Consider the following 7,501-nt stretch of genomic DNA (forward strand, 5'->3'; position numbering starts at 1 on the left):
GGACTATAACTGTCAAATGCGGGAATACAGCCATCTTTGTCTGCCGTATAACGGTCATACACCTGCCTGTAATAGGGTTCATCAAAACGGGTTTCCTCTCCACAGACTGCCTTTTCAAAATTAACAGAACCATAAAGTATATTAAATGCCGTTCTCTCAATTTCATCAATATATTTGATATCTCCTGTAAAATAGTACATTCTGCGCAGCAACCTCATCCAGGTAACTGATACGCAGGTTTCCAGCATGATTCCGTCATATTTTGTACCACTCTGCATAAGACTTCCATGATCCAGCAATTCGTTTTTGCAGCCAAGACCTCCCACTACCGTTCTCTCTGATTCCAGAAGCTTCGCTACAAAATTTTTTACAGCAATCTGCCATTTTTCTTCTTTGACAACAAGGGAATATTCCAGCAGACCTTCAAAGCAGGACATTAGCTCATATGCTTTTACAACCGGATATTCATAAGGATACAATTCATTCTGGTAAGCAGCTTCAAAAATGTTAAATTCCCGAGCTCCACCGCAATCTACAATATAAGCTGCAAAATCCAGATATTTTTTTTCATGCACAATGCGGTACAGCAGAACCACCGGCTCCAGAATAGAGCTGGAATTGATTCCCTGCCAGATATCAGAAGTTTCTGTAATCTTCTTTTTTCCAGATTCCTTTCCTACATGCGCCATAATATAATCCAGATGTCTTTCTGCTGACTGGATCACTTTTCTTTTTTTCTCTTCTTCTCTGCAGATATTATAATAACTGATCAGCCCCATAAGTACATATTTCCTGCCCCACATATCCCATCCCTGGAATTCTGCTTCTTTGCTGTATGTGGAAATTCTGCCTTCCTCATCCTGATAAAAAAGGAGCTGCTCCACAGACTCTGTGAGAATTTCATATAATTCTTCATCCCTGGTATAAAGATAAGTCTCACATGCACCACGCATAAGCTTACCCCAGTATTCCCCTCTCCAGCCAAGATCCTCATCATCTGGGCAGTTGGCAAACTGATCTGCTGTCAGTTTCCATAGGCTTCTGTTTTTCAGCTGCTCTTTTTCTACAAAACGCGCTGCTGCGTCTGCAATTCCGTTGTATTTAATTTTCATTATATTCTCCTTTATTTGGTTAAAAAGAGCCGTGAAAACTTTCACGGCTCTTAGATTTTTATGGCTATATTTATTTAAATGTTTCTGCTGCTGCCTTTGCATCCTCAAAGTTTGCCTGAACTTCTTCCAATACCTGATCATATCCCATTGCATTGATATCACTGATCATCTTTTCTCTCTGAGCTGCAAAAGCATCATCATCCTCGCAGGTAATAATTTTGGCAATATTTGCCTGTACATACTCGGATGCCTTGTTGCCAATTCTTGTAGCTTCATCAGATATAGGCTGCATTAAAGTTGCTGCCAGACCAACTGCCGGATCTTCATTATTTGTTTTTAATTTTCCTTCATCAACCAGCTGTTTATAAACCTCTCCCGGATACTGTGCTTTTCCGTCAGTATAATAATTGCAGAAATCCTTATCTATCTCTGTAACACTAGATAAAACATATTTCTTAGAAAGAGTTAAATCTACCGGTTCTCCATCTGCACACTGATTGGTTTCCCATAAAGGTGATAACCATTTATACTTGCCAATTCCCTGTACACCGTCAGTTGTATAGCCAGAATACTCTTTATCATTGCTGGTAAAGTTTTCAAGGCGCTTTCCGATCAGTTCCGGTTCTCCATCCACAACATCCCAGTCTTCGCCAGGAACTCCTGTACGTACCAGTCTTGCGCCTTCATCAGAGGTCATGAATTCAATCAGTTCCATTGCACGTTCCGGATATTCACAGTTCGCACTGATTACAAGTGCATTCGCAGCCTGATATCCTAACGGATTTGCATATGGATAAATCTGCATTGCATATGGGAAAGTACCAGGAATCATATACATTGCTGCATCTTCACCGCAGATATTTTTATCCGGCTGTGTCCAGTTATAATTACATACCAGAACCTCTCCGTTTTTAATTTTGTCATCATACTGACTGTTTTTCATGGTAAATGCTTCCGGATCCATAATGCCCATCCGATAAGCCTTGTTATAGAAGGAAAGAGCTTTCCACAATGGTCCGTCTTCTACCGTAAACATATCTTCAAATTCACCGGTTTCATTGTTTATGAACTGATTATTTCCTGAATTTGTATAGCCCATATCAAATGGGTAACTGATCATATAAGGCCAGATTCCCCAGTCAGACCAGCCAGACAATGCATAAACCTTCTTGCCGTCTGCTGTCGTCGGATGTGCATCTACCATCTGTTTTAAAACATCCAGATATTTGTCTTCAGTGCTGACATCCGGATATCCTAATTCCTTATAATAATCCCATCTTGTAAAAAATCCTACAAAGCCATTCTTATTTGGCAGATCTTTATTCTCTGTCTGAACATTTGTCGGAATAAAATAAGTACTTCCTCCGCCAATAATATCTTTTGAATACTTTAATGCATCCGGAAGTTTTTCTTTCAGATTATCTCCATTTTCTGCAAGCCAGTCATCCATGGCCCATAACGATCCTGCATCGATCAGATTTTTAACATCAATATCTCCGTTATGAAGTTCTACAATATCCGGAAGATCTCCACCGGAAGCCATCACTTTTAATCGATCTGTACTTACATTTGTATATTCCAGTACGATTCCCAGTTTTTCCTTAATATAGCGTCCTACTGCATCGTCTGTGGAAATGCCGTCCATTCCTGTTTCTCCCATGACTCTGAGAGTAATTACTTCCTTTTCTTCCCCTTCCTCAGCCTGCACTGCCAGGGCTCCGTTGCTTACCATAATTCCCCCAACCATCGCAGCACATAAGGTTGCAGATGTAACCTTTTTCCATAAATTCCTTCTCATTTCCTACCTCCTGTTTTCTTTTTTGGTGTTGCGCCGTGTTTTGTTTCTGTAAAAAGGATACCAAAAACAGAACACATCTTCCAGAAACAACCTTCCGATTTTTGGCATAATTCTATGCACATCTTATCCCCGTCACATTCCTGGTTTATGGAAAAAAGCCACGATTTTTATAACTATTTTACCATTTTTCTTCTTCATAAGGAATCCGGACCAGTACCTGGAAACCGTTCTCATTATCACTGCCAATTTCCACTCCGTTTTCCATGTCATAAAGAAGCTTGATTCTCTGATATATGTTTCTGAGCCCAATATGTCTGCCGTCATCCTCCATATTCAGAATTGCACGGAGCTTCTCACAGTTTTCCCTGCTTATTCCAATTCCATTGTCATATACGCATAATTCCAGGCAGTCCCTGGTTTTATACTCTTTTCTTTTCCCTTTTACGTATATCTGGAATTTTTTATGCTCCTGCATTTCTTTTTCTGCCAGACCATGAAAAAAAGAATTCTCCACAAGCGGCTGCAAAATAAATTTCGGCACCATAGCAGACATAAGTGAACTGTCTGCTTCTATACCAAGCACTGTTTTTTCACCGTATCTGTAATTCATGATCCTGCAGTAATTTTTGATATAAGTAAGTTCTTCCTCTACTGACCACTTGTTGCGTGTATCCCTGAAAATCGGCTGAACCATTTCCGCCAGTGCATCCATACAGTCCACAATATCATTTTCGCCTTTCACAATTGCCATCCATTTCACTGTATTCAGCGTATTATACAAAAAATGAGGATTGATCTGGGACTTCAGTGCGCGGATCTGTGCATCTCTTTTTGATTTTTCATTTTCCACATTTTTGCGGATCAGACTTGATATTTCCAGTGTCATTTTATTATAGCTGTTCACCAGAAGAGAGAACTCATCCCCATTCTCATGGTCTTGTTCCAAAACAATGCCGAACTGCCCGTTTTGTACCATTTTCAGCGCATCTATCACCTTTACAAAGGGCGTTGTCATATATTTCACCCAGAATACAAGAAATAAAATTGAAATGGTTACCGAAGCGACAATTGCCAGAATAAAAATTTCCTGAACATCCTGGATGTCTCCTAATATTTCAGATATTGGAGTTTCATTTACCAATGTCCAATTACAAAAGCCCACCGGATAACACAGGATCAGATTTTTACCGGATTCAAATATTTTTGGGGCAGCTTCTGGCTGCAGCATTAAATTTTCTTTTTCATCCCCTATCCCATATACATTTGTTTCTGAAACAGTCCTTCCAAACTGGTCGATCATATAGGTTTCCTCTGACCAGCCTCCATCTTGTGAAATTGAATTGTAATAGCTTACAAAATGTTCCAGATCCACATTCAACACAAGCCAGCCATATTTTTCTCCCCGGAAAATAGGCCTGCACACGCTCACATAATTCAACAGTTTCTGGTTATCCCTGTCATTTTCCACAAAATCACTGCTGTTATAGCCTCCATACCAGATTGGTTTTTTCTGTGGAACTGCGTTCCGGTTTTTCAGTCTCTCTGTGTAGAATTTCCCCCTTTTCTCACTGTTTTCAGAGGTAATGTTCCAGTTTCCGTCAGCAAATAAGGTTACATCTTCCGCATTATAAAAAACAATGGAATCAATAAAGCTGTACTCTGCCAGAATCGTGTCTGTCATGCTGAAAAAATCAATTCTTTGCTCTATCATGCTAGTTTGAGAGCCATGGGATACTACCAGGCTTGCCAGATCAGAACCATTTAAAACACGAAGGGCAACCTGGTCAACTTCTCTTCCAAATGTATCCAGGTTCTGTTCCAGCTGCTTATAAGATCTTAGAAGTTCCGTTTCTGTACGTGTTCTTAAGGCTCCCTTCACTCCCATATAAAGACCTATAAAGCTTATAATGATCACAAGCAGAAAGCTAATGGATACTGCTATTATCATTTTTCCAAAAACACTTTTATAAAATGGAATTTTTACTGTATCATCTTTTTTCATAAAATATTCCGCTTTCTGAAGCTGCCTGGATTCTTTCCGGAAACCTTCCGAAATATCTTGCTGAAATAGCTGTCGTCCCCAAAGCCAGTGAGTTCTGCTACTTCATGGGTTCTAAGATCGGTTGTGGCAAACAGCTCCTTGGCCTTTTCTACTCTCTGTTCTGTAATATAATCCACGAAGCCTACCTGCATTTCCTTTTTCCACATGCTGCTGAAATAGTTAGGACTTAAACATACAATTTCCGCAACCTGGTTCAAGGTAAGCTTGTCTGCCAGATGCTGGTCTATGTACTCTTTTGCTTTATAGATTTCAATACTTAACTGTTTCAAGTTCTGTGCTTTCTGATCTTCTTTTTGTTTTTCTGTTTCATTCTTCTTACATTCCTGGTACCTGTCGGAAAGCTCTGTCCAGGAACGTCCCACACCGCTGATTTTCCAGCAGACCTGCGCCATAATATGTTCCCGCAATACCCGGGCAATTTCCTTCAGGATCGTTTTCTGGTTATCCTCTTCCGTTTCTTCAATTAAAAGAAGATAATTTTTTTCATTCTCCCGGATCAGTTCTCCATTTTTATATTTTCCCAGTATTTCCTCTGTCATATTAAAGATCAGGAATTGGATCAAAGCTCCTTGTTCGTCTTTTGTTTTTTCACATACCTCTTTATAATTTGCAATTTCCATCCTGCAGATTCGGTATGATTTTTCCGAAACCTGAAAATCAAGCTTTTTTAACTGTTCCCGAAAAGTATTTTCATTAATCTGGTGATAAAAAACATACTGCCCGAATAAATCTGATTTATCCTGCACTGCTTTTGTTTCATTTTTGGAATCGGGATTCTTCTGTTCCAGTTCTTTACATACCTTCTCCATTGCTTTTTCAATCTCATCAGGTTTCATTTTTAGTTTTAAAATATAATCAGACACCCCTAGCTTCATAGCTCTCATCAGATAAGAAAATTCTTCATAACAGGTCAGTAGGACAATCCTGGTGCTCTGATCCTGTTCCCGTATTTTTTCGATCAGTTCCAGTCCGTCCATAACCGGCATTTTAATATCTGTCATAACAATATCCGGTTTTTCTTTCTCGTATATTTCCAGGGCTTCTTTTCCATTGGAAGCATCTCCAATTACATCCAGCCCCAGTTTTTCCCAGTTCACCATGGACCTTAATCCACATCTTACCAGCACTTCATCTTCCACAATAAGAATTTTTCGTCTTGTCATTTGCTCTCATTCCCACCCATACATTTTTTAACACAAATACCCCCTGCGTCAAATGATCTGTTCGTGGAACACTGCCAGCCAATCACCTGACCAAGGGGGTTGTGCGAAAATATCAACATTGCCAGTAGCAAAAAATATTTTGACACTATACTATTATATAATACCTCAATGAATATTACAATTTCATGTTTTTATCTGTTATTTTTTTGATTTTTTATACAAAATTAATCAATTTTCAAAATAAGCTCCAATACGCGTCTTGCACTCTGTTCCAGTTCCTGTCGACCGAGCAATCCCATTTCCATAGCTTTTTTCACACGCTCCGGATACCCTGTTGCCATTTTAAGGTCATTTCCAGCCTTTATTTCTTTATAATGCTCTCCACATGTCCACCAGTCTGTTGTAACCATACCCTGAAATCCCCACTCACCACGCAAAATATCTGTCAAAAGCTCATAGCTCTCTGAAGTACGGTGTCCGTTAACAGCATTGTAAGAGGACATGATCGTCCAAGGCTGTGCTTCTTTTACAATAATCTCAAAGCCTTTCAGATAAATTTCACGAAGTGCACGCTCCGATACCCTGGAATCACTATTTTTCCTGTTTGTTTCTTTGTTGTTTGCTGTAAAATGCTTTACAGATGCTGCAATATGCTGTGACTGAATCCCCTTTACCATAGCGGCACCCATTTTTCCAGCAATCAGCGGATCCTCGGAATAATATTCAAAATTTCTTCCACACATAGGGTTTCTGTGAATATTTACAGCTGGTGTCAGCCATACAGCAAGATTATTTTCCTTTACCTCCTTCGCGCCTGCCTTTCCGACCTGCCATACAAGTGCCGGATTCCAGGTACATGCCAGAAGCGTTGCACATGGCCAGGCTGTTGTATTCACAGTACATCCGATATTAAGGCGTAGTCCTGCTGGTCCATCTGCAGTCATTACTGAAGGGACCCCGTACTCAGGAAGATTTCCTAATCCGAATGTATTTGCAACACCTGTATTTGGCTGTCCGCCGAGAAGATGAAGCAGTTCCTTATCACTTAACTGTGCCATAAACTCATCCAATGAAAGCTTTCCTTCAGCTACATCAATGAACTGTTTTCTTCCACAATTATCAAACCATTTTCGACGGGAACACCAGCGCACTTCTGGCACAATACAATCCTCTTCTTCCGTTTTCAGTTTTTCAAATGCACATTCATTCATATCATTGCATTCATACTGAGGAAGCATTTCAAAGGTACCATCAGAAAGCATACGCTCTTTCAGACTTGTTGGAACCAAATGCGCTGATAGCTGTTTTACAATTATATTTTCTGTAAGCTCGAATGTATAAGCGGCTTCTTCTGTATCCCTTACAG

The 7,501-nt window shown here is 39.9% G+C and carries 5 protein-coding genes; all 5 read right to left on the reverse strand.

Annotated elements, in window-relative coordinates:
* Positions 1-1,112, reverse strand: a 1,112-nt coding sequence (locus AB5Z12_RS20360) for a beta-L-arabinofuranosidase domain-containing protein (protein ID WP_368368761.1), incomplete at its 3' end; no start/stop codon positions are given.
* Positions 1,113-1,182: 70 nt separating this feature from the next.
* Entirely contained in the window at positions 1,183-2,910 is a 1,728-nt protein-coding gene (locus AB5Z12_RS20365; RefSeq protein ID WP_148461308.1) for an extracellular solute-binding protein, read from the reverse strand.
* Positions 2,911-3,088: 178 nt separating this feature from the next.
* Positions 3,089-4,912, reverse strand: a complete 1,824-nt coding sequence (locus AB5Z12_RS20370; RefSeq protein WP_173719354.1) for a sensor histidine kinase — start codon at positions 4,910-4,912, stop codon at positions 3,089-3,091.
* On the reverse strand, positions 4,909-6,135 hold the full coding sequence (locus AB5Z12_RS20375; RefSeq protein WP_173719355.1) for a response regulator: 1,227 nt from the start codon (positions 6,133-6,135) through the stop codon (positions 4,909-4,911). Before AB5Z12_RS20375 ends, AB5Z12_RS20370 begins: the two co-directional genes overlap by 4 nt.
* Before the next feature lie 224 nt (positions 6,136-6,359).
* The coding region (locus AB5Z12_RS20380) for a glycoside hydrolase family 3 protein (RefSeq protein ID WP_368368762.1) at positions 6,360-7,501 on the reverse strand (1,142 nt) is incomplete at its 5' end.

This window comes from Ruminococcus sp. RTP21358st1_G6_RTP21358_211008 (genome assembly GCF_040908885.1).
Taxonomy (GTDB): Bacteria; Bacillota; Clostridia; order Lachnospirales; family Lachnospiraceae; genus Blautia_A; species Blautia_A faecis.